We start from the raw sequence: 21,073 nt of genomic DNA, 5'->3' as shown, positions 1-21,073 counted from the left end.
AAGCCCCGACGGATCGTCCACATGCTGGACGAAACCGTCGGGGCTTGCCCGAAAGCGGGCAGGATCACCCGGGAAACGCGGACGGGACCGGCTACGGCCATTCCACGTTCACGCGGAGTTCGGCCGGAGTTCAGCCCCGGTTCACCCGGCCATCGCCTCCAGCAGCGACTCCTGCAGCGCCCCCAGCCACAGGTACGCCATCACCAGCGGCTTGCGCTCGTCGCCGTCCGGCAGCTCGTAGAGGCCCTCCTCGTCGTCCTCGCTGACCTCCAGCCGGACACCGAGGGCCAGCCGCAGGTCGTTCAGCGCGCCCAGCCAGCGCGGGCAGTCGTCGGTGCCCAGCTTGAGCATGCCGCCACTGCCGAGGCCGTCCAGCGCCCGGACGACGAACAGCGCGTCGTCCCGCTTGCGGGCCCGCAGGTCCAGCTCGGTGAAGCGGCGGAACTCCCCGGACGCGGCCTCGGACTCGTCGTCGTCCGGCTTCTCCGGATCACCGTAGGCGTCCGGGAAGAACCGGGCCAGCACCGGATCGGCGGGCGCCTCGGTCGGCCCCTCGGCGAACAGCGCGGCCAGCGGGTCTCCGCCGTCCCCGCCCGGGCCGGGGCCGATCAGCTCCAGCAACTGCACTTCCAGCGAGCGCAGGATGGAGGCCTCCCACTCGTCCAGCGCGATCGCCGCGCCGCCACCGCCGGTGCTCTCGAACAACCCAGCCATCTGTATCGGTCAGCCCGTCTTCGTCGTCATCGGTCGTACGGCCGGCGGTCCGGCGTCAGTCGTGCTGCAGCGTCGCCCAGAGGCCGTAGCCGTGCATCGCCTGGACGTCGCGCTCCATCTCCTCACGGGAACCGTTGGAGACCACCGCCCGCCCCTTGGTGTGGACGTCCATCATCAGCTTCCGGGCCTTGTCCTTCGGATAGCCGAAGTAGGCCTGGAAGACGTACTGGACGTAGCTCATCAGGTTGACCGGGTCGTTGTGCACGATGGTCACCCAGGGCGTGTCCGGTTCTGCCACCGGCAGCCCCTCGACCTCTGGGCGCTCGATCTCCGCGGGCGCGACACTCACGCCGGGTCCTCCTCGCTGCACACTCGTCCGTAACCCCTCACGCCCCATGCTGCCATCCGGGGGACACCCGGGCGATTCCGACCCCGGGGAATCCCTCCGAGAAATCGTCACTCTGACGCTAAGTGGTAGTAGCATCATCTCCATGGACGCCACTTCCGTGCGCGCGGCCGGCTCGACCGCGCTCCTCACCGACCGCTACGAGCTCACCATGCTGCAGGCCGCCCTGCGCAGCGGGGCCGCGCACCGCCACTCCGTCTTCGAGGTATTCACCCGCCGCCTGCCGGGCGGCCGCCGCTACGGCGTCATGGCCGGCACCGGCCGGGTGCTCGACGCCGTCGAGGCCTTCCGCTTCTCCACCGCCCAGCTGGACTGGCTGGCCGGCCAGGGCGTGGTCGACGAGGACACCCTGCGCTACCTCGCCGACTACCGCTTCAGCGGCGACATCCACGGCTACCCCGAGGGCGAGGCCTACTTCCCCGGCTCGCCGCTGCTCACCGTCGAGGGCAGCTTCGCCGAAGCGGTGATCCTGGAGACGGTGATCCTCTCGATCCTCAATTACGACTCGGCGATCGCGGCCGCCGCCTCCCGGATGACCGCCGCCGCCGGCGGCCGCCCGGTCATCGAGATGGGCGCCCGCCGGGCCCACGAGCAGGCCGCCGTCTCCGCCGCCCGGGCCGCGTACGTGGCCGGGTTCGCCGCCACCTCCGACCTGGAGGCCGGCTTCACCCACGGCATCCCGACCACCGGCACCGCCGCACACGCCTTCACCCTCGTGCACGACAGCGAACGGGACGCCTTCCGCGCCCAGATCGCCTCGATGGGCAAGGGCACCACGCTGCTCGTCGACACCTTCGACCTGCGCGAGGCCGTGCGCACCGCGGTCGAGGTGGCCGGCCCCGAACTGGGCGCCGTCCGGATCGACTCCGGCGACCTCACCCTGCTCGCCCACCGGGTCCGCCGCCAACTGGACGAGCTCGGCGCCGAGAAGACCAGGATCATCGTCACCTCGGACCTGGACGAGTACGCGATCGCCGCCCTGGCCGCCGCCCCGGTGGACGGCTACGGCGTCGGCACCAGCCTGGTCACCGGCAGCGGCCACCCGACCTGCGCGATGGTCTACAAGCTCGTCGCCCGGGCCCAGACCGAGGGCGGGCCGCTGGTCCCGGTGGCCAAGCGCGCGGCGGGCGGCAAGACCAGCATCGGCGGCCGCAAGTGGGCGGCCCGCCGGCCCGACGCCGACGGCGTGGCCGAGGCCGAGGTCGTCGGCACCGGGCCCGTCCCGGAGGAGCTGCGGCCGCACCTGATGCAGGTTCCGCTGGTGCTGGGCGGCGAGACCGTCGGCCGGGAGCCGCTGAGCGCCGCCCGCGAACGGCACGTCCGGGCCCGGGCCGCGCTGCCGCTGTCGGCCACCCAGCTCTCCAAGGGCGACCCGGTGCTGCCGACCGAACTGGTCCTGCCGGCCGACGCGGTCCACTGACCCCTCGCTCCCGCCGTCCGGCCCGGACCCCTTCGTCCGATCCGGATCCCGCCATCCGGCCCGGACACCGTCGTCCGAACCGGACCCCTTCACCGCGCGGAGGCCCCGGTCCGGTCACCGGACCGGCCCCCGGGGCTTCCGCCCCCGCGCGGCACTCCCTAGAGTCAGCCGTAGAGTTCCCCGGAGCTCCCCGAGAACCCCCCGAGTCCCGCACAGTCGGGCCGAGTACTCCCGAGGGCTCCCCCACCGGGGCGCCGCCTCCCGCGGGCCCCCGACATCCGAGGATGCGAGCCATGCACCGGGCACTGATCGTCGTCGACGTGCAGAACGACTTCTGCGAGGGCGGCAGCCTGGCCGTCGCCGGCGGCGCCGAGGTGGCCGCCGCCATCACCGACCTCATCGCCGAGTCCTCCCCCGGCTACCAGCACATCCTCGCCACCCGCGACCACCACATCGACCCGGGTGACCACTTCTCCGCCGAGCCGGACTACGTCGCCAGCTGGCCGGTGCACTGCGTCGCCGGCACCGAGGGCGTGGGCTTCCACCCCAACTTCGCGCCCGCCGTCATCTCCGGCGCCGTCGAGGCGGTCTTCGACAAGGGCGCCTACTCGGCGGCGTACAGCGGCTTCGAGGGACTGGACGAGAACAACCGCGGCCCGGTGGAGTGGCTGCGCGAACGGCAGGTCGACGAGGTCGACGTGGTGGGCATCGCCACCGACCACTGCGTCCGGGCGACCGCGCTGGACGCGGCCCGGGCGGGCTTCGCCACCCGCGTCCTGCTGGACCTCACCGCCGGGGTGGCCCCGGATACCACCTCCGCCGCGCTGGAGGAGCTGCGGGCGGCCGGCGTCGAGCTGGTCGGCACGCCGGTGGTCCGCTCCTAGCGCCTTCCGGCGGCCTGCGATCCCTCCCCTGCGCCCCTCCCCTGCGATCCGCCCCCGCTGATCCTGATCCGTCCCCGCTGATCCGTCCCCGCTGATCCGCCCCTGCGTCCGGCCTTGCGTCCGGCCCTGCGACACCCCCCGGGCTCAGACCACCAGCAGCTCCACCACGTCCGTGCCCCCGGCGCGGTAGGCCTCGCGCAGCTCGCCGCCGACCGCGTCCGGCTCGGCGGCCAGCCGGGCACCGGAGACGTACACCACGCGGATGCCCAGGTACTCCATCCGGTGCTGGCCGCCGCGCACCCAGGCGGCCTCGCCCTCGCTGACGCAGCGCAGGTCCGAGTCCACCTCCACCGCGACGCCGCGCTCCGGCCAGTAGAGGTCCGGGACGCCGATGTACGTGCCGCCACGCATCCGCAGTTCGGGGGCGTTCAGCGGGACGGGCAGCAGCCACTCGTCCACCAGGTGGCCGACCCGCTCCAGCACCGAGTCCCGCTCGGCGGCGAGGAGTTCGTCCAGCGCGGCCCGCACCCGGGGTTCGACGGTCAGCCCGGACTCGATCAGCTCCGCCGCCAACTCCCGTACCGTGCAGCGGTTCTCGGGCCGCGCGACGGCCTCGCGCAGCACCTCGCGCACCGGCGCCGGAGCCTCCGGGTCCGCCGCCCACTCGCCCAGCGCGTCCGCGACCGCCCGGGCCACCGGCGCGCAGGCCAGGCCGTGCACCGAGCGGGCCACCAACTCCCGTTCGGTGCGCCGGATCCGCACCGCGCCGACGTCCTTCAGGCGGCGCTGACGGGGCACCAGGACGTCCACCCCCGTCACCGCGGGCAGCCGGGGCACGGCGGCGAAGCCGTACAGCGCGAGCGCGGCCGCACCGGTGATCACCGCGCCCTCGCGGCGGCCCTCCTCACGGCCGTTCTGCGCGGCGTACAGCAGCGCGGCCCACATCCGCTGCTCCGGGGTGGGCTCGTCGGACTGCAGCAGGTAGACCCTGGGCAGCAGCCGCTGCCAGGGGCCGCCCTGGCGGCAGTGCCCGGTGATGACCCGGGCCGGCACGCCCCGGGCGCGCAGCTGGCTCGCGGTGACGACGTTCTGCTGACGCTTCGCCAGTTCCTCCAGGGACGGTGGCGGCGAGGGAATCCGGTAGCTCATGCCGACACCATCCCCAACCACCCGGACCTGCGACCTGGAGCCTGACGCACTGTTACTCAACCGTCGCGAAACCGGGACCAGCCCGCACTAAAGTCCTCATACCCTCACTCATTTGGAGTAATTGACGCTCATCGGATTGTCATACCTGATCGAAAACGATCGCCAACCTGGTCGCCTGACCCAGAGTGATCAACCACATACGGCGAGGGACCCTCCGGACGTCAATCCCACCCCAAGGATTGCCTAGGCTTACGTCATGTCACGTGACGAGACCGCCGGCCTCCGCGCGGCCCAGCTCCGCCTCGGCCGCCTGCCCGGATACGTCCGCCGCCCGGACCCGGCGCGCCGCAGCGGCGAGAAGGGCCATACGTACAAGAAGGGCTGGGAGGTCCGCTTCACCGCCCGCAGCGAGGCGGAGATAGCCGAGATCCGCGACCTCGTGGTCGCCGCCGGATTCGCCCCGGCCAGGCCGTTCTTCAAGGGCCACCAGCTCATCCAGCCGGTCTACGGCATGGCGGCGGTGCAGGCCTACCTCGCCGCTAGACAGGCGGCCGAGGAACACGCCGCCCGGGCCGCCCTCGGCCGCCGGCGGCGAGCGGCGGGGCGCGCCCCCGGCGGGCACGGCGTCGCCGGTGGGCACACCCCCGGGGCGCATGCGGCCGGTGCGCATGCGGCCGGTGGGCACGCGGCCGGTACGGCGCACCGGTGCGAGCGCGAGGAGACTGCCGCCGTGACGGCTGCCGCGACTGCGGCGGCAGCCGCCGCCGCACAGGCGGCCCGGCGGCGGGGCGTCGAGGCCTTCCCCACCCAGGTCGAACGGGACACCGCCGCCGACCGGATCTCCTCCTCGCAGGCCCGGACGACCTCCTGACGGTCGTTCGCTCCGCCCGCCCCGCCCCGGTCGCCGCCAGCGCGTTCAGGCCGCCGGGGCCCGGACGGTGCGCACGGCGGCGGCCGACCGGCGCATGACCACCCGTGGCCGCGCCGACGCCCGTCGCCACGCCCAGGACGGTGGTGATCGACGCCATGATCGTGAGCGCGGTTGTGCGGGCGGTAGTGCGGCCGCCGGTTCGCGCCGTGGGCGTGGACGTCCGCCTCCACAGGGCCTACGGTGGCACATCAACTGCCTTGCAGCCACAGCCGTCCTACACCCTTTGACCAGCTGCGACACGCTCGCACCTACGCCCCCACGCCACTGCGCGACACCGCCCCGCTCCGGCCCCCCCGCCAGCCCCCTGCCCGGCCACCCCGCCGCCCCGCCGCCCCCGGTCGCCACCGGAACCGGCCGGGCGGCGGCAGGTTCCGGGCATTCCATCGGATTGGTCACCCAGCGCACCGAGGGCCTACCGTAGAGTGAGCACAGATGATCGACCGCCAGAAACCCATCTCCCTTTCCGAGAAGACGAGATGACCAACCGTCACACGACTTCCGCCGAGCCACCCCCGGGGCCCGGAGAGCCGCAGGACGTACCGCTGGAGTTCACCGCGTTCTGCGAACTCCACCGCCCCCGGTACCTCAGCTACGCCCGGGTGTGGCTGACCGAGCACAGCGCCGCGGCCACCGCCGTCCAGCAGGCCTTCGCCGAAATCGCGGTGCACTGGCGCGAGTTGATGGGAAGCGCCAACCCGACCGCGCACGCCTGGGAGATCCTGCGCGGCATCGTCGCCGACCACACCCGCCGGGCACCGGCGACCCCGGACCGCCACCCGGCCGACGACGACCTGGCGATCCTGCACTACGTCGTCGGCCTCGCCGCCCCCGAGATCGCCGACGTCATCGGCACCGACGCCGCCAGCGTGGCCGGACGGCTGCGCCGCACCATGCTGCACGAGGCCTCCGGCTGGTGACCCCGCGCCCCGGGCCCGTCCCCCGGCCGCCCCCGGACCGCCTCAGACCCGCTCGCCCGTCACGTCGAACAGATGGTGCACCGGGTCGTGGATCAGGTACCGGGCGAACGACTCGACCGTAAACCGCGCCCCGTCACTGCGGTTCCCGGTCCGCCGCCACTGCTCGCCGGTCACCCCCTTGAAGGCGGCCGCCAGCGTCTCTGCGGCCTCCGCCAACTCCCCCGCCACCACCTGCGGCCGCTGCTCGCCGTAGCGTTCGGCGACGGCCGTCTCGTCCTGGTCCCAGTTCGGGAACAGCGGGTCGTCCCGGTCGAGCATCAGGCCCAGCCGGACGTCGAACAGCCGGAAGACGTCCCGGACATGGCACGCGTACTCCAGGTCCGACCAGACCCCCGGCGCCGGCCGGCGGCGCAGCCCGTCCTCGTCCCCGGCCAGCACCGCCAGCCAGCCCTCCGCATTGGCCCGGATCATCCCCGCGACGTCCTCGCGCACCACCCCCGGGGTGTCCAACCCGCAGTCGGGGCAGCGGCGTTCCAGCACCCAGGTCCAGTCCTTGGTGTCGGGGACGATCTCCCCGGCCTCCCCGGTGTCCCCGATCTCCCCGATCTTCCCGACGACAGCGCCCGCGGCGTTCTCAGAAGTGCTCATGGGCCCAGCATGGCGGCCACCGCGACCACCCCACCAGCGGCAATGACGCCAGCCACCGCCGAAATGCTGCCAGCCCACCGGCGCACCCCCGGCTCAGTGCGCGGCCACGTACCCCTCCCGCGCCGCCACCACCGCCCTGGCCACCGGCCTCGACCAGGCCGGCGCACGACGCCTCGTCCACATCGGCGTCGCCACCACCCTGCAGACCGCCCCGGCACCGCCGTCCACGACGACCCCGACTTCCCCGAGGCCTACCGCGCCTTCTCCCTCCGCCGCCCCCGCACCACCGCGAACACCGACAGCCCCAACACGAACGCGCCGACCGCCACCGCGGCGATCACCAGCCCGGTGCTGTCACCGCTCCCCCCACCGCCGGCCTCCGGCACCACGGGCTCCGCGGAGGGCTGGTCCGTCGCATCACTCTCGTCGTCACTCGGCGGCGTTCCCCTGGACTCCGGCCGCTTCACCAACGGATTCTCCCGAGGCCCACTGTCCACGGCCGGATTCGCCTCCAGCGCCTTCGCGGGAGCGAGGACCCCGTAGCCGTAGTGGTTGTTGGGCACCACCGTCCCGTCGGCCGGCGGGGTGGCCGACTTGATCATCCGATTGATCACCTGCCCGGCGGACAGGTCGGGGTACTTCGAGCGGATGAGCGCGGCGGTGGCGGAGACGTAGGCGGTGGAGTCGGAGGTGCCGCTCCCGGCCGCGTAGTCCGTCGGAGACTTGGCAGCCACATGGTTGATCCCCACACCGGGCGCAACGAGCGTCGTCTCGGGACCTGGCGTGGAACGCTCCCACACCGCGCCCTTGGAGTCCACTGCCCCCACGGCAACCACCCCGGGGAAGGCAGCCGGGTACTCGACGCCACCCAGGCTCGACCCGCTGTTGCCGGCGCCGGCTACCAGCACGACGTCCTTTGAAACCGCGTACTTGACAGCCTTTCGCAGCTGCGAGTCGAAGCGCGAGACCCCGGAGAGCGAGATGTTGACGACCTTCGCGCCATGGTCCGCCGCGAAGCGAATCGCCTCTGCGAGTTCGCTCTGCTGAGAATCAGGGCTCTGCGAAGGGCTGGGGCTGTCGGCGTCTGTCGTCACCCTCACCGGAAGAATCTTGGCCTTCGGAGCCAGACCCATCACCCCGGCTTGTGAGCCGTGCCCATGCCCCGCGATCAGGCTCGCCATCCCGGTGCCGTGACCGTCCTTGTCCACACGGCCATCGGTGTTGCCACCGGCGAAGTCAGCGCCAGGGAGTACCTGCCCGGTCAGGTCCTGATGGTCCTGGTTCACCCCGGTGTCGATCACCGCGACGATCACCCCGTCGCCCTGGCTGACCGGCCAGACCTTCGCCTCGGCTTCGAGGGCCTTCAGAGCCCACTGCTGGTCTCTGATCTGGTCAGCCGATGCCGACGGCACGGCAACGCCCACCATCAGCAGCCCTGCGGCCAGAGCCGCCGCACCACGCGCCACCCGGCGGCTCGTCAAACCTGGTCACCCCACTCAGCGAGGCAGCCCGCAGGCCACCGACCTGCGGGATGCGATCAGATCACCTGTCCGTCCACGGACCGGCTTCATTTCACCACGTTCGGATTGGCTGGCTTGTCCGACGCCCAGGTCTCCTCATCCTCGACAAGGTAGTCCGGACGGTTCCCGGCCTTCTCCCGGTCTTTCTGACGCCCTTGCGCCCCGCTCAGCGGAACACCGGGAGTCAACCCGTTCGTACTCGCGGAACCGGCCTCGCCCCCGAGCCGGTTTCGTGCTCCGAGCCCGGATCCGCCTTCCGTGAAGGCCTGCTTGCCCTGTGCTCCGGCCCCCGGCTTCGCCGTCCCTCCGGCGAAGCCACCAGCCGCTACCGGAGGCCTGCCTGCCTGCCGAGCCCCGGTCACGCCCCGGGCCTCGCCTCCGCCGACTCGACCGCCACGCGGGCCGGAGCTCTCCATTGGCATCTCGCCGCCGCGGATGTCCCTGCCGCCAGGCGGGACCTTGCCCTGGCCGACGACCGGTCCGACTGGCGAGGTGGCCGTGTTCGGACCCGTGGGACGGACGCTGTCGTGTCCACCACCCCCGACCGGCCCGCTGACAGGACGCCCGGTCTGAACCGCGTCCAGGCCGGAGGTCTGAGTCCCTGCGAGCGCAGGGCTGGGCACGCTCCCGTTCTGAACGGCCATCGGCCTGCCGGAGATGCCCTCAACGGAGCCCCGGCTCGGCGAACCCGACGGCTTCGGCGGGGCCTGTGCTGTGCCTCCCTTGATCCCCGAATCGGTCGGAACGGACGCTGCTCTCGCCGCGGAGCGAGCTGTCGTCGGGGGCTGGGAGGGCTTCGCACCTCGCGGTGGTGGGCCACTCGTCACCCTCGCCGATACCCCCGACGCTCCGATCGAGGTGCCCGACATCATGGCGGCTGCCGTCGCCGCCGCTCCGCTCGGGTCGTTCGGCGAGCCGTCATCAGGCGATTCGATCCTTGCTGGCGGCTTCTTCGGGTCGTAGGGCGGCGGAGCCTTCAGTGCCGGTGTCGCGACGCGGTAGTGCATGGCGAGGGTCTGCATGATGGCGGCGGCTTCGGCCTTCTTGCGGTTGGCGATGGGGATGTGGTCGTCATCGCCGCCGCCGAAGAGGGAGGAGACGCCGTCGGAGACGTTGTCCTTGAAGCTGTCCCAGTTGCCGGGTTCCTCGGGCATCTCGCGTTTGGCCTTGGCCATGGCCTCGGAGACGTTGTGGAGGGTGTTGGCCGCGTCGTTGGCGTAGGCGGCGGCGTTGTTGATGCTGGCGGCCAGGTTGAGCATGCGGGTGTGGAAGGCGTCGCTGGTGGTGCCTTCCCAGGTGGTGGCGGCTTCGGTGCTGGCTTTGGTGAGGGCGAGGCGGATCTGTTTGAGGGTGTCGGCGGCGTTTCGCCAGGGGTCGCCGGCGGCCATCACCGCGCCGGGGTCGAGGGCTTGCGCCATCGTGCGGAGCTGGGCGTGGCTGTACTTGGTGAAGTCGGTGTAGACCATGGGCGGTTCGCCTCCGTTCGTGGCCTGGCGGGTGGCGGCTAGAGGGTGGCGTTGCCGCGGTGGGACGGGGTGCGGTTCTTCTCGTAGGCGGCTTGGCTGGTCGCGGAGGGCTTGTCGACGGACCAGCCGTCGCCGCCGAGTTTGAGTTTGCCGGCGGTGTGCTGGTCCTGTTCCTCGTAGTTGGTGGCGGTGAGCTCGGCCTTCTGTTGGGCTTCGTCGACGGCTTCCTGGAGCTGGTTGAGGACGTCGCGCAGCGCGTCCCGCATGGTGCTGTAGCGGCCGTGGATCTCGGTGGCCTCGGCGAAGGTGCCGAAGGCGTTCTTGCCGAGGCCGCTGCGCCCGTGCGTGTTGGTGCCGTCGGCGTGTTTCTGGAAGTCGGCGAGCATGAGCCGCACTTGGCCGGCGAAGGTGCGGAGTTGTTCGACTTCGACGCGGTAGCCCTGCCCGCTGCCTCCGGTGGTACCGGTCCCTGTTCCCATTGCGGCGCCTCCCCCGTGCGTCCGTTCCTGGTGGTCGGGGCCGGGCCCCGGTGGCTCATGTCTAACACACGGGGCCCGAATTCCGCCCGGGGCTTGGTCAGTTCGCGGTCGTCCGGCTGTTGAGGGCCTCGGTGAGGGCGCGGCGGCAGAGGGAGTCGGCGTGCCGGGTGGTTTCGGGGAGGCGGTAGCGCCGGGCGAGGTGGAGGGTGGTGCGGACGGCGGTGTCGAGGCCGATCCGGTGGCCGACGGAGACGTAGACGGGTTTGACGCCGGGCCGGGTGCGGACGGCGCGGCCGACTTCTTCGCCGGTGGCGGGGTCGGTGAGGGGGGTGGTGGAGCCGCGGGGTGTGTCGGGCTCGTGGTGGTCGAAGGTGAAGGGGGTCTTGGCGACGCCGAGGGTGCGCAGTCCGGTGAGGACGCCGAGGTGGCTGGCGAGGCCGAGGCGGCGGGGGTGGGCGAGGCCGTAGCCGTCGCAGACGACGGTGTCGGGGGTGTGGGTGAGGGCGGCCAGGGCGTCGAGGACGGCGGGGAGTTCGCGGAAGGCGAGGAGTCCGGGGATGTAGGGGAAGGCGATCCGGCCGACGGCGGTGGCCTGTTCGACGACGTCCAGGGTGTCCCGGTCGAGGAGGACGGCTGCGGCGACGACGAGGTCGTGGTCGTCGTCGTAGGCGACGTCCACGCCGGCGATGAGCCGGCCGGGGACGTCGGCGGCGTCAGCGGTGTCGATGCCGCCGGTGCCGCCGGTGTCGTCGGTGTCGTCGTGGGCCTGGACGAGCGGGCGCAGCCGCTGCTGTTCGGCGAGTGCCTCGGCCTCGGTGGTGGGCCAGTCGGCGGGGATGGGCACGGTCGGTTCCCCCGGTGCGTGTGGTCGGCAGGTTGCGGTTCACCGTACCGACCGGGGCGGACGACCCTGGGGTGAGCCCGTGCGCCCCCTGTGCCCCCGGGTCGGCGGGCTAACCTGGGAGGTAGCGAACTCCCTTGCCGGGTAGGACTTCTGGAACCGGTACCGCTCCCGCCCGTTTCCCCCGACGTGCGAAGGATCCCCGTCATGCCGCGTCCGTCCGCTGCCCAGGCTTGCCTCGGCTCGTTCACCGTCGTCGCCGCCACGGTGGCGCTGTTGGCCGTCTCGGGCGTCTCGGGCGTCCTGGCGGTCTCGGTGCTGGTGGTGTTCGCGCTGGCGCTCGGCACCGTGGTGACGGTGCTCTCGTTGTCGTCCTCGAAGCCGGGCCGTGTCGTCGCGCCTCCGCCGTCCGCGGAGCCCGTTTCCGACGCGAGCACCCCCACCGCCGCAAGCGCCCCGGCTGCCGAGAGCGCCACCGCCACCGGACACGCGTACGCCCGGCAGCGCTGATCCGCCGCCGGGCGCAGCCGCGTTCCGGGCCGCCGCTCGGACTCAGACCTCCGTGGTGACCACCACGGTCTTCGCGGCCTTGTCGTGGATGCACTGCCGGTACGGCTTGTCGAAGACGCCGAAGAGCCCGTCGATGATCCACCAGATCGCGGCGCAGCAGAGCACGGCCGGGAGGATGAAGACCGCGGCGCGGGTCCAGGCGGCGGACTGGGTGGGCGTGCTCCCGTCGATGAGCATGGCGACGCGGACCTTCATCGCCTTCTTGCCGAGGGTCTGGCCGTCCCGGCTGAGCATCAGGGCCTCGTAGATGAGGTAGATGGTGCAGCCGATCCAGAACGCTTCGGCCGAGCCGTTGCGCTCGTTGAGGTTGGCGAAGGGGGCCACCACGAGCACGCCGACGGCCTGCACGAGGAGGTAGTCGATCAGGCGGGCGAGGATCCGCTTGGGCCAGGTGCCGATCGGCGGCATGCCGGGGACGGGTCCGGCGCCGGGGCTCCCGTACGCGCCGGGTCCTGGGCCGTTCCCGGGGGGCGGTTGGCCGTACGGCGGCTGGTCGTACGGGTTCTGACCGCGGGTCGGCCCGGGGTGCGGGCTCCCGCCGTAGGTGCCCTGGTACGCGCCGGGGCCGCCGGACGGGTGCTCCGCCGGGCCGTTGGACGGGGTCGGGCCCGACGGCTCGCCTTCCGGCGTTCCGTCGCCCGGCTGCGGGGACTGCTTGTCGAAGGAGGGCTTGCCGCCCCCCTCCGGCTGGGGGCCTGAGGGGTCGTGGGTGCTCATTCCCCGAGTAGAACATCGCCCATTCTCGACGTTCGGGACATTCCGTCCGTTTTGCCACCGCGGGCGCGGCCGGGCGAGAAGGCGCGCAAAGCCCGCCGGCTCAGCCGCGCACCACCCGGGTCCGGGCCGCGCGGTCCTGCCAGCCCCGCCGTGCCGGGCGGTCGACCACCGGCCAGACCAGGCCGAGCAGCAGCACCACGCCGACCTGCCGGACGGCCCACCGGAGCAGCGAACGGCCGAGGCTCAGCCTGCCGCGGGTGGTGGGGGCGGCCGCGTCCACCACCCGGATCCGGGCCAGCCGCTTGCCGAAGGTCTGGCCGGTACGGGCGATCGGCAGCACCTCGTACAGCAGGCTGGCGAAGAGCAGGATGCCGATCAGGACGGCGATCTTGCCCAGCACCACGTCGTCCACCAGCCAGACCTGGATCTGGCGGCGGGTGAGGGCGCTGGCCATCCGGGCCTGGTCGAGCTTCTGCTGGAGGTGGTCGGAGACCGAGCGGCCGAGCGGGATCCCGGCGGCGACGGCGACCACCAGCAGCACGAGGGTGTCCACGACCCGTGCGGCCAGCCGACGACCCAGCCCGGCCGGCACGGCAGCCGGTGCGGCGGGGCGTCGACGGACGGCGGTCTTCCGGGCCGGCCGCGGCACGGTGGGCAGCGGCGCGGTCGGGGCGACCGCGGCGACGGCCACGGGCGCGGCCACCACGGGAGTCACGAGCTCCGCCTCGATCACGGGCACCGCGCCCGAGGCCGCGACGTCGGCGGGAGAGACGGGGAAGACAGGGGACGCGGAGGACACCGAGGCCTCCCGCACCGCCACGGCCATGACCGGCGCGACGGCGGCGGCCACCTCCACGGCAACCGCAGCACGGTCCTGCTCCGCACTCCCCTCCTCCGCTTCGGGCGCCCCCGGAAGCACCCCCCAGGAGACCCAGCGCGGGGCGTCCCCGGTGCCCATCAGCCCCCGCTGCGCCCGCGGATCGGCCTGCCACCCGGTCTCCACGGACGTCGGCTCGGCCACCGCGCCGGCCACCGGCCGTTCGTCGACGCCTCCCCCGGGAATCCCCGCGCCCGCCGGAACCCCCGCCCCCGCCGGGACCCCGGGCACCTCGGAAGCCCCCGGTTCCCCGGGCACCCCGGCACCCCCCGCCGGCCCGACCGTCCGGAACACCGGCCCGCCGATGACCTCCGCCACCCGGGGCCCGAACACGAAGGACGCCCCGCCCGAGGTCTGGTCGAAGTACACCGGCCCGGTGTCACCCCCGCCCGCCGGCATCCCGGTCTCCGACCCTGACCTCGGCCCCGAGAGCGATCCCGGCCCAGGCCCCGACCCTGACCCCGGCACCGGCCACGCCACCGGCTCCGCCACCGGCTCCGTCGCCACCGCCGCCACGGCCGTCGATGGCAGCACCGGGGGCGGCACCGCCCGCGCCGGCGGCCCGCCCTGGGCGGGCCGCCGGGTCGCGTACCGGGGCGGCTCCAGCACCTCGCCCTCGGCGGGTGCGGGCCGGCTGGTGCCGGGCACCCAGGCCGAGCCGCCCCAGTACCGGACGAAGCCGGGGATGGAGGGGTCGGGGTAGTAGCCCGGCCCGGGTGCGACGGCCGGGTCGCCGCCGTCGGCGAAGGAGCGGTCCGTCATGGGGGTCTTCTTTCCTGGCAGGTCCTGACGCGGGCAAGGAGGCACGAAGGAAGGACCGCCCGCGCACAACCCGGCGCACACCTGGCGCTCGGCGCGCGTGGGGGCGCACCCCGATGGGCGGACAGTCGCCGGGCAGTCACAAAGGGTAGTACCTCGCCGAAGTCGCGACGGGAAGTTCGCGAATCCCCGGACAGTGGAGGGCCGCTCACGGTAAGGAACCAGGCGCGCGAGGCATACCGCGCGCCGCGCGGCCACCCCTTCACCACCCCTCGCCGAACTTCCCGAAGAAATCCCGGAAACGTGTGTAAGAGCCGGTGCGGACCGCCCTCTCAAAGGTCACAGGGCCCGGAACCGGGCACGACCCGAAGGCAGAGAGGAAGACGATCATGGAGCGCCCCGTCAGCGTCGTCGAGCACGAACTGGAGCTCAACCTGGTGCTCTCGCCGGAGCACAGCGTGCCCGTCGCGGCGCGGCTGTCCTACGGCAGCCACGACCCGTACGCGGTCTACATCACCTTCCACCTGGACACCGGTTCCCCGGTGACCTGGGTGTTCGCCCGCGAGCTGCTGGTCGAGGGCACCTTCCGCCCGTGCGGCCAGGGCGACGTGCGGATCTGGCCGACCCGCTCGGGCCGGCGCAGCGTGCTGTGCCTGGCGCTGAGCTCGCCCGCCGGGGACGCGCTGCTGGAGGCGCCGCTGCCGGCCGTCGCGGCCTGGCTGGAGCGGGCGCACCGGCTGGTCCCGCCGGGCAGCGAGCTGGCCGCGCTGGACATGGACGGCTCGCTCGCCGAGCTGCTCGCCTAGGCGTGCGCCGCAGCGTGCGCCCGCACGTACCCGGCGAGGAAGAGCGAGGACGCAGCAGAGGCAGAGGTGACAGGAGCGGCGCCCCCGCCGGTTCAGCGGGCCGCGGGGGCCTGCTGACGGCCGCGGGCGGTGTCCGGGTCGCCGCCGTCGCGCTGTCCGGGCAGCCGGACCGTCGGAGCGTCGGCGGACCGCCGCCGGGCCCTTATCCGGATCGCGGCCGCGAGCAGGAAGCAGAGCCCGACCCACGGGTAGACCGAGGTCGGCAGCTGGCGCCACGGTGACATGTGGAGGACGGCCACGCCGACCGGCTTCGCCGCCCACATCGCGAAGGAGAGGAAGGCGACCAGGGTGGCCCAGAAGACGGCCCGCCAGCGCAGCCGGCGCACGCCGGCCGGGCGGGCGTGCTCGACGGAGGCCTCGGCGGCGAGCAGGACGAGCAGCGGAACGCACCAGACCCAGTGGTGGGTCCAGCTGATCGGGGAGATCAGCACGGCGGTGACGGCCGCGCAGCAGACGCCCCAGGCCTCGGCCCGGGGCAGCCAGCGGCCGCTGCGGGCCGCCCAGGCGGCGACGGCGAGGCCGGCCAGCGCGACCAGGCCGCCCCCGAGGGTGGCGAGGGTGCCGGGGTCGGCGCTGTGCAGCAGGCGGGCGAAGGCGCCGCGCAGGGACTGGTTGTCGACGATCCAGGTCTTGCCGACCCGGGAGGAGTCGTAGAGGTACTTGGTCCAGAAGCCCCAGGTGGCGTCGGGCAGTACCAGGGCGCCGAGCAGGAACGTGCCGAGGAAGGTGAGGCCGGCCACGAAGGCGGCCCGGATCCGGCCGGTGATCAGCAGGTAGACCGCGAACAGGCCGGGGGTGAGCTTGATGCCGGCGGCGATGCCGATCGCCACGCCCTTGCTGCGGCGTCCGTCCGGGCGGGTGAGGTCCCAGAGGATCAGGCAGGCGAGCGCGAGGTTGATCTGGCCGTAGCGGAGCGTGGTGAACACGGGTTCGAGCCAGACCCCGAGGCCGGTCACCAGGATCACGCCGATCGGCCGCAGCTCGCGGCGCGGCCAGCCGACCAGCCTGAAGGACAGGTGAGTCAGCAGAGCGAGCAGGCCGAGGTTGCCGAGAGTGATCGCCACCCGGAGGACGGGGACCGGGAACCAGGTGGTCGGGACGAACAGCATCGCCGCGAAGGGCGGGTAGGTCGCGGGCAGGTTCCACTCGGTGACGCGCAGCGCGTACAGGTCGGTGCCGTTGGCGACGGCGGCGCCCTCGGCCCGGTAGACGATCATGTCCACCATCGAGGTGTGGACGAAGTGGCGCACCACCGCGTACCCGACCAGGGACAGCAGCGCCAGTGCGGAGGCGGCCAGCAGCGGGCGGCGGGGAGCCTCGCGCAGGGCCCGTACGGGGGCACCGAGCGCCTGGCGCAGCCGGTCCGACAGGGGGGCGGGCGAGGGGTCGGGTGCGGTCCGCACCGGGCTTCGCTCGTCTTGCACCGCTGTCACTTGTCCACTCCGTCCACCGCTCGGCCAACCAGCGACGATACCCGATGCCACCCGAACGAGCCCGGGCGCGATCGACTACAGAACGTGACAAAAGCACCCCGACCGGCCGCGCTGGGCTGCGGACTCAGCGCGGACGGCCGGGGCCGAACAGGAACCCGGCGGGCCTCAGCCCGTGTACGCCCCGAGCGACCGGGTGAAGTCCAGCGGCTGCTGGACGATGCTGCTGCAGCTCGCGTCGGCGTACGCCTTGGCGCCGCCGTCGCAGGCCTTGTCCCGGGTGCCGGACCACATGGCCAGCCAGGCCAGGTGCTTGGCCGTCGCGAACTCGGCGAGCTGCTTGGCGTCGGCCACGGTGAAGACCTCGCTGGCGACGTCGTTGACGCCGATCATCGGGGTGACCGCGACCTTGCGCCAGGCGGCCGCGTCGTCCAGCCCCAGCACGCTCTTGACCTGGGCCTGGGTGGCGGTGGCCGCGGCGATCGCGTACTTGCCCATCTGGCCCTGCGGGTTGGGGGCGACGCCGTTGGCCTTGGCGTCGGCGACCAGGTTGACGCCCTCCTGGGTCAGGCCGGAGGGCAGCGCGGGCAGGGTGAAGGAGACGTCGAGGGCCTTGCCCCTGGCGGCGGCGTTCTTCTGCAGCTGGGCGACGGCCTGGGCGCGCCGGGTGTTGGCGGCGGCGTCGGCGATCGCGCCGCCCTCGACGTCGAAGTCCAGCTTGGTCGCGCCGTAGGCGTCCACGACCTTCTGGTACGCGGCCGTGAGGTCGGCGGTGGAGCCGCAGGCGAGGGCCAGCTCGCTGCCGTTGGCGCCGCCGAAGGAGACCCGGACGTCGCCGCCGATCGCCCGCAGCTCGCCGATCCGGGCGGCCACCGCGTCGGTGGCCAGGTCGCTGACGCCGCCCCACTTGGGCACGCAGCCGCCGCCGGACACCACGAAGGCCAGGTTGAAGTTCTTCACGCCGCTCGCCTTGGCGGTGGCGACCAGGTCGTACGGCGGGTAGAGCGAGGTGTCCACGTACGGGGCGAAGCCGGCCCCGGCACCGGCCGGGGGCACGGGCACACCGGTCGGAGTGAGGGTCGGCGCCGGGGTGGTCGGCTTCACCGTGGCGGTGGGGCTGGGCTTGGCGGTCGCGGTCGGAGTGCCGGTGGCGGTCGGAGTGCCGGTAGCCGTGGCGGTGGCCGTCGGCGAGGCGGTGGTGGTCGGCCGCCCCGAGGGGGTGGGCGCGGTGCCGGCGCCGGGCTTGCAGGAGGCGTTGTTGATCAGGCAGTTGGCCGGCTCGGCCTGTGCCGCGCCCGTGCCCTGGGCGACGAAGCCGACCACCACGTTCCTGCCGGGCTCCAGCCGCTTGCTCCAGGCCTCCGGCTTGACCGTGACGTGCTGCCCCTCGGCGGTGAAGGTGGCGTTCCACAGCGAGTCGATCTTCGCCCCAGCCGGCAGGTCGAAGCTGAGCGTCCAGTCCTCGATCGGGCCGCTGTCCGGGTTGGTGACCAGGTACTGGCCGGTGTAGCCGGAGTCCCAGCTGCTGGTGCGGCTGTAGACGGCGCCGAGCGAGGCGGCGCTGGCCGAGGAGGCGAGGAGCACTGTCCCGCCCGCGACCAGGGCGGCGGCGACCGCGGCGGCCCCGATGATCGCGCCCTTGCGGCTGCGCCTGCGGCGGCCGGAGCGGCGGGTGGGCTGGGTGGTCATGGCGCGTTACCTCCGCGGATGCCTTCGGTCGGCCGCCGTCCGGGCGCGGGTGCGTACGGACGTCCGGGCGGCCGGCCCGGCTCGGTCGGGTGACCGGCGCGACCGACGCTAGCGGCGGCCCGGGGGCGGAACGGGCGGGCTGAGCGAGCGGTAGAACTCCCTTAGGCCGCCGTTAAGGAAGAGCCACGGGAAGACCCGTTCCTGACCCGACCTCACCGCCCACCTCGTCACCGCTGGAAGAGCGCTCCCCGGCTCCGCCGCCGCCCGGTCCGCGCGGGCGTCGCGTCCGCCGGGCGGGTGCGCAGCCGCAGCCGGGTCTCGGCGCCGCCGAGCACGGCGGAGTGGCCGAGCCCGAGGTCCCCGCCGGTGGACTCGGCGAGCTTGCGGACGATGTCCAGGCCGAGGCCGGTGGAGCCCTCCCCGCCGTGGCCCTGGCCGCGTGTGAGGGCGGCGGCCGGGTCGCTGTAGCCCGGTCCGCCGTCGCCGACCAGCACGATCACCGAGCTGTCGGTGGCCAGGACGTCCACCGAGAAGGCGGTGCCGACGGCGGTGTGCCGGAAGACGTTGCCGAGCAGCGCGTCGACGGCCGCCGCCAGGTCCCCGCGCTGGACGGGTACGGGTGCCGCCCGTTCGGCGCCGGCCAGTTGCCAGCGGCGCCCCTCGTCCTCGGCCAGCGCGGACCAGAAGCCGACCCGTTCGCGGATCACCTCGGCGGCGTCGCAGCCGACCGCGACGGCGGGCGCGTCCTCGGGGGCGCGGCGGGCGGAGCGGATGATCTGGTCGACCTCGCGCTCCAGTTGGGCGACCGCGTGCCGGGTGGCGTCGGCCGCGTCGCCGTCGCCGAGCGAGGCGGCGTTGAGCCGCAGCACGGTCAGCGGGGTGCGCAGCCGGTGGGACAGGTCGGCGGCCAGTTCCCTTTCTGCGGCGAGGAGTTGGACCACCCGGTCGGCCATGGTGTTGAACGCGTGGCCGGCTTCGCGCAGTTCCTCCGGGCTGCCGTCGACCTGCTTGCCCGCCACCGGGACCCGCACCGCGAGGTTCCCGGCGCCGAGCGAGCGGGCGGCGCCGGCGAGCCGGCGGGCGGAGGCGACGATCCGGTTGCCCATCCGGTCGGCGACCAGCACCGAGATGGCGACCAGGGCGAGCGCGACGGCGGAGAGCACCAGCCAGGCGGTGGAGACGCCCCGGGTGAGGTCGCTCTCGGCCACGAACACCTCGACCACGGCGGTCCGGCCGGTGTCCACCGCGACCGGCTGGAGCAGCGCGTAGCCGCCGGCCACCTTCACGGTGAAGGAGCGGCCCTGGCCTCCGGCCGTGGCCACGTCGGCGTCGGCGGCCCGGCCCTCGCCCAGCGTCGGCCCCACGGGCCCACCCGTCCCGGCAGCGACGGCCTGCCCGCCCGCCCCAGGCGTGACGGCCCCAGGGCTGACGGCCGGTCCGGCGGCCGGCAGGTGGACCGCCATCCGCCCCTGGCCGCCGGCGTCCGTACTGGCCAGGGCCCGGTCGACGGCGTCCTGGTCGGTGGTGATCGCCAGGGCCGGCCCGAGCGCCGCCGCCTGCCGCTCGGCGGCGGTGAAGGCCCGGTCCCGCGCGGTCTGCTGGACCATCAGGCCGAGCGGGATGAGGAAGGCCAGCGCGACCATGGTGGTCCCGGCCACGGCGGCCTTGATCAGGGCCCAGCGCAGCGAGTGCCCGAACCTCCTCATGTCCGGTGCTCCGCCGGCCCCCCGGCGGCTTCCAGTCGGACCCCGACGCCCCGGACGGTGTGCAGGTAGCGGGGATTGGAGGCGGTCTCGCCGAGTTTGCGGCGCAGCCAGGAGAGGTGGACGTCGATGGTCTGGTCGCCGCCGTAGGTCTGTTGCCAGACCTCGGCGAGGATCTCCTTGCGCGGCACGACCACGCCGGGCCGGCCGGCCAGGAAGGCCAGCAGGTCGAATTCACGGCGGGTCAGGTCGAGCAGCCGTCCGTCCAGGGAGGCCTCGCGCCGCTGGAGGTCGATGGCCAGCCCGCCGACGCGCAGTACCTGGGCGACGGGCGCGGTGCCGCCGCCGAGCCGGCGCAGGACGGCGGCCATCCGGGCGCTGAGGTGTTCCCCGGAGAAAGGTTTCACCAGGTAGTCGTCGGCCCCGTCGTTGAGCAGTCGGACGATCTCGGCCTCGTCGTCCCGGGCGGTCGAGATGATCACCGGCACGTTGGTCAGGCCCCGGATCATCTTGAGCGCCTCGCTGCCGTCCAGATCGGGCAGCCCCAGGTCGAGGATCACCAGGTCACAGCCGACCTGAGCGACCTCCCGCAGCGCCTCCAGCGCGGTGCCCACGCTGCGCACCGCGTGACCGGTGTCGGTCAGGTGGCGGATGAGGGCGGAACGTACGAAGGGGTCGTCCTCGACCACGAGCACTGTTGCCATGGCCCTGCACGGTACGCCATCGGCGGGCAGTGGTCTGTACCTCGGGGGGCGGTCCGGACAGTGTGCAACTGCCCTGGGGAACAGCGGGGGTGCCGGTCTCGGGCCGGGTCGAAATGCGGCAGGATGTGCGGACGATGCGGAACGGACTGGTACAGCTCGGCGCCTGGGCGGCGGCCACCGGGGCGGCGGTGGCGCTGTCCTGGCTCGGCGTGCACGCGGTGCTGACCGGCGCCGCGTTCGAGCAGCCCACGGCGCTGCCGCTGCCCTCCCCGAAGGCCGACGGCACGCCGTACTCCCCGACCGCCGCCGCCGAGCAGCCGGGGTCGGCCGCGCAGTCCGAGCCCCCGGCCCAGCCGACCACCCCGGCCGCCACCACCGCGCAC

At 73.6% G+C, this 21,073-nt stretch carries 21 protein-coding genes and 2 pseudogenes; 8 read left to right on the top strand and 15 right to left on the bottom strand.

What is annotated here, in order from left to right:
• Positions 1–141 precede the first annotated feature (141 nt).
• Both OP86_RS27510 and clpS read right to left on the bottom strand, forming a co-directional pair.
• Positions 142–714: a DUF2017 domain-containing protein gene (locus OP86_RS27510; protein WP_030059781.1), complete on the bottom strand. Its 573-nt coding sequence runs from the start codon at positions 712–714 to the stop codon at positions 142–144.
• A gap of 55 nt (positions 715–769) precedes the next feature.
• Positions 770–1,063, bottom strand: coding sequence for an ATP-dependent Clp protease adapter ClpS (clpS, locus tag OP86_RS27505; RefSeq protein ID WP_030059780.1), 294 nt, complete (start codon positions 1,061–1,063; stop codon positions 770–772).
• Positions 1,064–1,205: 142 nt separating this feature from the next.
• Here clpS and OP86_RS27500 point away from each other — a divergent pair, with 142 nt between their 5' ends.
• Positions 1,206–2,540, top strand: coding sequence for a nicotinate phosphoribosyltransferase (locus tag OP86_RS27500; protein ID WP_030059779.1), 1,335 nt, complete (start codon positions 1,206–1,208; stop codon positions 2,538–2,540).
• Between the two features lie 293 nt (positions 2,541–2,833).
• Positions 2,834–3,424 carry an isochorismatase family protein gene (locus tag OP86_RS27495; RefSeq protein ID WP_030059778.1) on the top strand — a complete coding sequence of 197 codons (591 nt, stop codon included), beginning with the start codon at positions 2,834–2,836 and terminating at the stop codon, positions 3,422–3,424.
• Positions 3,425–3,568: 144 nt separating this feature from the next.
• Here the strand turns inward: OP86_RS27495 and OP86_RS27490 are convergent, their stop codons facing one another.
• Complete coding sequence (locus OP86_RS27490) at positions 3,569–4,573, bottom strand: hypothetical protein (protein ID WP_051830774.1); 1,005 nt, start codon at positions 4,571–4,573, stop codon at positions 3,569–3,571.
• A gap of 256 nt (positions 4,574–4,829) precedes the next feature.
• Here OP86_RS27490 and OP86_RS27485 point away from each other — a divergent pair, with 256 nt between their 5' ends.
• Positions 4,830–5,444 (top strand): hypothetical protein, encoded by a 615-nt coding sequence (locus OP86_RS27485; protein ID WP_030257415.1) that lies wholly within the window; start codon positions 4,830–4,832, stop codon positions 5,442–5,444.
• Between the two features lie 536 nt (positions 5,445–5,980).
• Complete coding sequence (locus OP86_RS33995; RefSeq protein WP_051830771.1) at positions 5,981–6,421, top strand: RNA polymerase sigma factor; 441 nt, start codon at positions 5,981–5,983, stop codon at positions 6,419–6,421.
• A gap of 42 nt (positions 6,422–6,463) precedes the next feature.
• Here OP86_RS33995 and OP86_RS27470 read toward each other — a convergent pair whose 3' ends face one another.
• The 5 genes from OP86_RS27470 to OP86_RS27440 all read right to left on the bottom strand — a co-directional run bounded on the left by OP86_RS27470 (position 6,464) and on the right by OP86_RS27440 (position 11,378).
• Positions 6,464–7,069 carry a DinB family protein gene (locus OP86_RS27470; RefSeq protein ID WP_078588721.1) on the bottom strand — a complete coding sequence of 202 codons (606 nt, stop codon included), beginning with the start codon at positions 7,067–7,069 and terminating at the stop codon, positions 6,464–6,466.
• Positions 7,070–7,320: 251 nt separating this feature from the next.
• Positions 7,321–8,550, bottom strand: a complete 1,230-nt coding sequence (gene mycP, locus OP86_RS27465) for a type VII secretion-associated serine protease mycosin (RefSeq protein WP_157849858.1) — start codon at positions 8,548–8,550, stop codon at positions 7,321–7,323.
• An 86-nt stretch (positions 8,551–8,636) separates the two neighbouring features.
• Entirely contained in the window at positions 8,637–10,055 is a 1,419-nt protein-coding gene (locus OP86_RS36940; RefSeq protein ID WP_157849857.1) for a WXG100 family type VII secretion target, read from the bottom strand.
• A gap of 38 nt (positions 10,056–10,093) precedes the next feature.
• Entirely contained in the window at positions 10,094–10,534 is a 441-nt protein-coding gene (locus tag OP86_RS27445) for a hypothetical protein (RefSeq protein ID WP_030059770.1), read from the bottom strand.
• A 97-nt stretch (positions 10,535–10,631) separates the two neighbouring features.
• On the bottom strand, positions 10,632–11,378 hold the full coding sequence (locus OP86_RS27440; protein ID WP_030059769.1) for an endonuclease V: 747 nt from the start codon (positions 11,376–11,378) through the stop codon (positions 10,632–10,634).
• Between the two features lie 204 nt (positions 11,379–11,582).
• Here OP86_RS27440 and OP86_RS27435 point away from each other — a divergent pair, with 204 nt between their 5' ends.
• Positions 11,583–11,885, top strand: coding sequence for a hypothetical protein (locus tag OP86_RS27435; RefSeq protein WP_033333645.1), 303 nt, complete (start codon positions 11,583–11,585; stop codon positions 11,883–11,885).
• A 42-nt stretch (positions 11,886–11,927) separates the two neighbouring features.
• Here OP86_RS27435 and OP86_RS27430 read toward each other — a convergent pair whose 3' ends face one another.
• A complete protein-coding gene (locus tag OP86_RS27430; protein WP_030059767.1) occupies positions 11,928–12,662 on the bottom strand; it encodes an RDD family protein in 735 nt (244 codons plus the stop codon).
• A 100-nt stretch (positions 12,663–12,762) separates the two neighbouring features.
• The gene (locus OP86_RS38420; protein ID WP_234434931.1) at positions 12,763–13,695 is read right to left on the bottom strand and encodes an RDD family protein; all 933 of its coding nucleotides are present in this window, start codon (positions 13,693–13,695) and stop codon (positions 12,763–12,765) included.
• Positions 13,696–13,843: 148 nt separating this feature from the next.
• Between OP86_RS38420 and OP86_RS38415 the strand changes: the two genes are divergently transcribed.
• Complete coding sequence (locus OP86_RS38415) at positions 13,844–14,242, top strand: hypothetical protein (RefSeq protein ID WP_234434930.1); 399 nt, start codon at positions 13,844–13,846, stop codon at positions 14,240–14,242.
• Here OP86_RS38415 and OP86_RS39275 read toward each other — a convergent pair.
• Positions 14,200–14,301, bottom strand: a pseudogene (locus tag OP86_RS39275) (hypothetical protein); the annotation flags it as partial. The gene OP86_RS38415 and the pseudogene OP86_RS39275 overlap by 43 nt on opposite strands.
• A gap of 386 nt (positions 14,302–14,687) precedes the next feature.
• Between OP86_RS39275 and OP86_RS27415 the strand changes: the two are divergent.
• A complete protein-coding gene (locus OP86_RS27415) occupies positions 14,688–15,104 on the top strand; it encodes an SsgA family sporulation/cell division regulator (RefSeq protein WP_030059763.1) in 417 nt (138 codons plus the stop codon).
• Between the two features lie 92 nt (positions 15,105–15,196).
• On the opposite strand, the gene OP86_RS27410 is transcribed toward OP86_RS27415, so the two are convergent.
• The 4 genes from OP86_RS27410 to OP86_RS27395 all read right to left on the bottom strand — a co-directional run bounded on the left by OP86_RS27410 (position 15,197) and on the right by OP86_RS27395 (position 20,690).
• Positions 15,197–16,597 carry a glycosyltransferase 87 family protein gene (locus OP86_RS27410; RefSeq protein WP_106973528.1) on the bottom strand — a complete coding sequence of 467 codons (1,401 nt, stop codon included), beginning with the start codon at positions 16,595–16,597 and terminating at the stop codon, positions 15,197–15,199.
• Between the two features lie 165 nt (positions 16,598–16,762).
• Positions 16,763–18,283, bottom strand: a complete 1,521-nt coding sequence (locus tag OP86_RS27405) for a glycoside hydrolase family 18 protein (protein ID WP_030059761.1) — start codon at positions 18,281–18,283, stop codon at positions 16,763–16,765.
• A 227-nt stretch (positions 18,284–18,510) separates the two neighbouring features.
• Positions 18,511–19,989, bottom strand: coding sequence for a sensor histidine kinase (locus tag OP86_RS27400; RefSeq protein WP_030257396.1), 1,479 nt, complete (start codon positions 19,987–19,989; stop codon positions 18,511–18,513).
• Positions 19,986–20,690: a response regulator transcription factor gene (locus OP86_RS27395; protein WP_030059758.1), complete on the bottom strand. Its 705-nt coding sequence runs from the start codon at positions 20,688–20,690 to the stop codon at positions 19,986–19,988. The genes OP86_RS27400 and OP86_RS27395 overlap by 4 nt, the downstream gene beginning before the upstream one ends.
• 134 nt (positions 20,691–20,824) lie before the next feature.
• Between OP86_RS27395 and OP86_RS27390 the strand changes: the two are divergent.
• Positions 20,825–21,073 (top strand): annotated as a pseudogene (locus OP86_RS27390) (hypothetical protein); the annotation flags it as partial.

This window comes from Streptomyces novaecaesareae, assembly GCF_000716875.1.
In the GTDB taxonomy this organism is placed as follows: domain Bacteria; phylum Actinomycetota; class Actinomycetes; order Streptomycetales; family Streptomycetaceae; genus Kitasatospora; species Kitasatospora novaecaesareae.
Note: the sequence above shows the minus strand (reverse complement) of the source record. Positions and strands in the feature narration are given on the sequence as shown.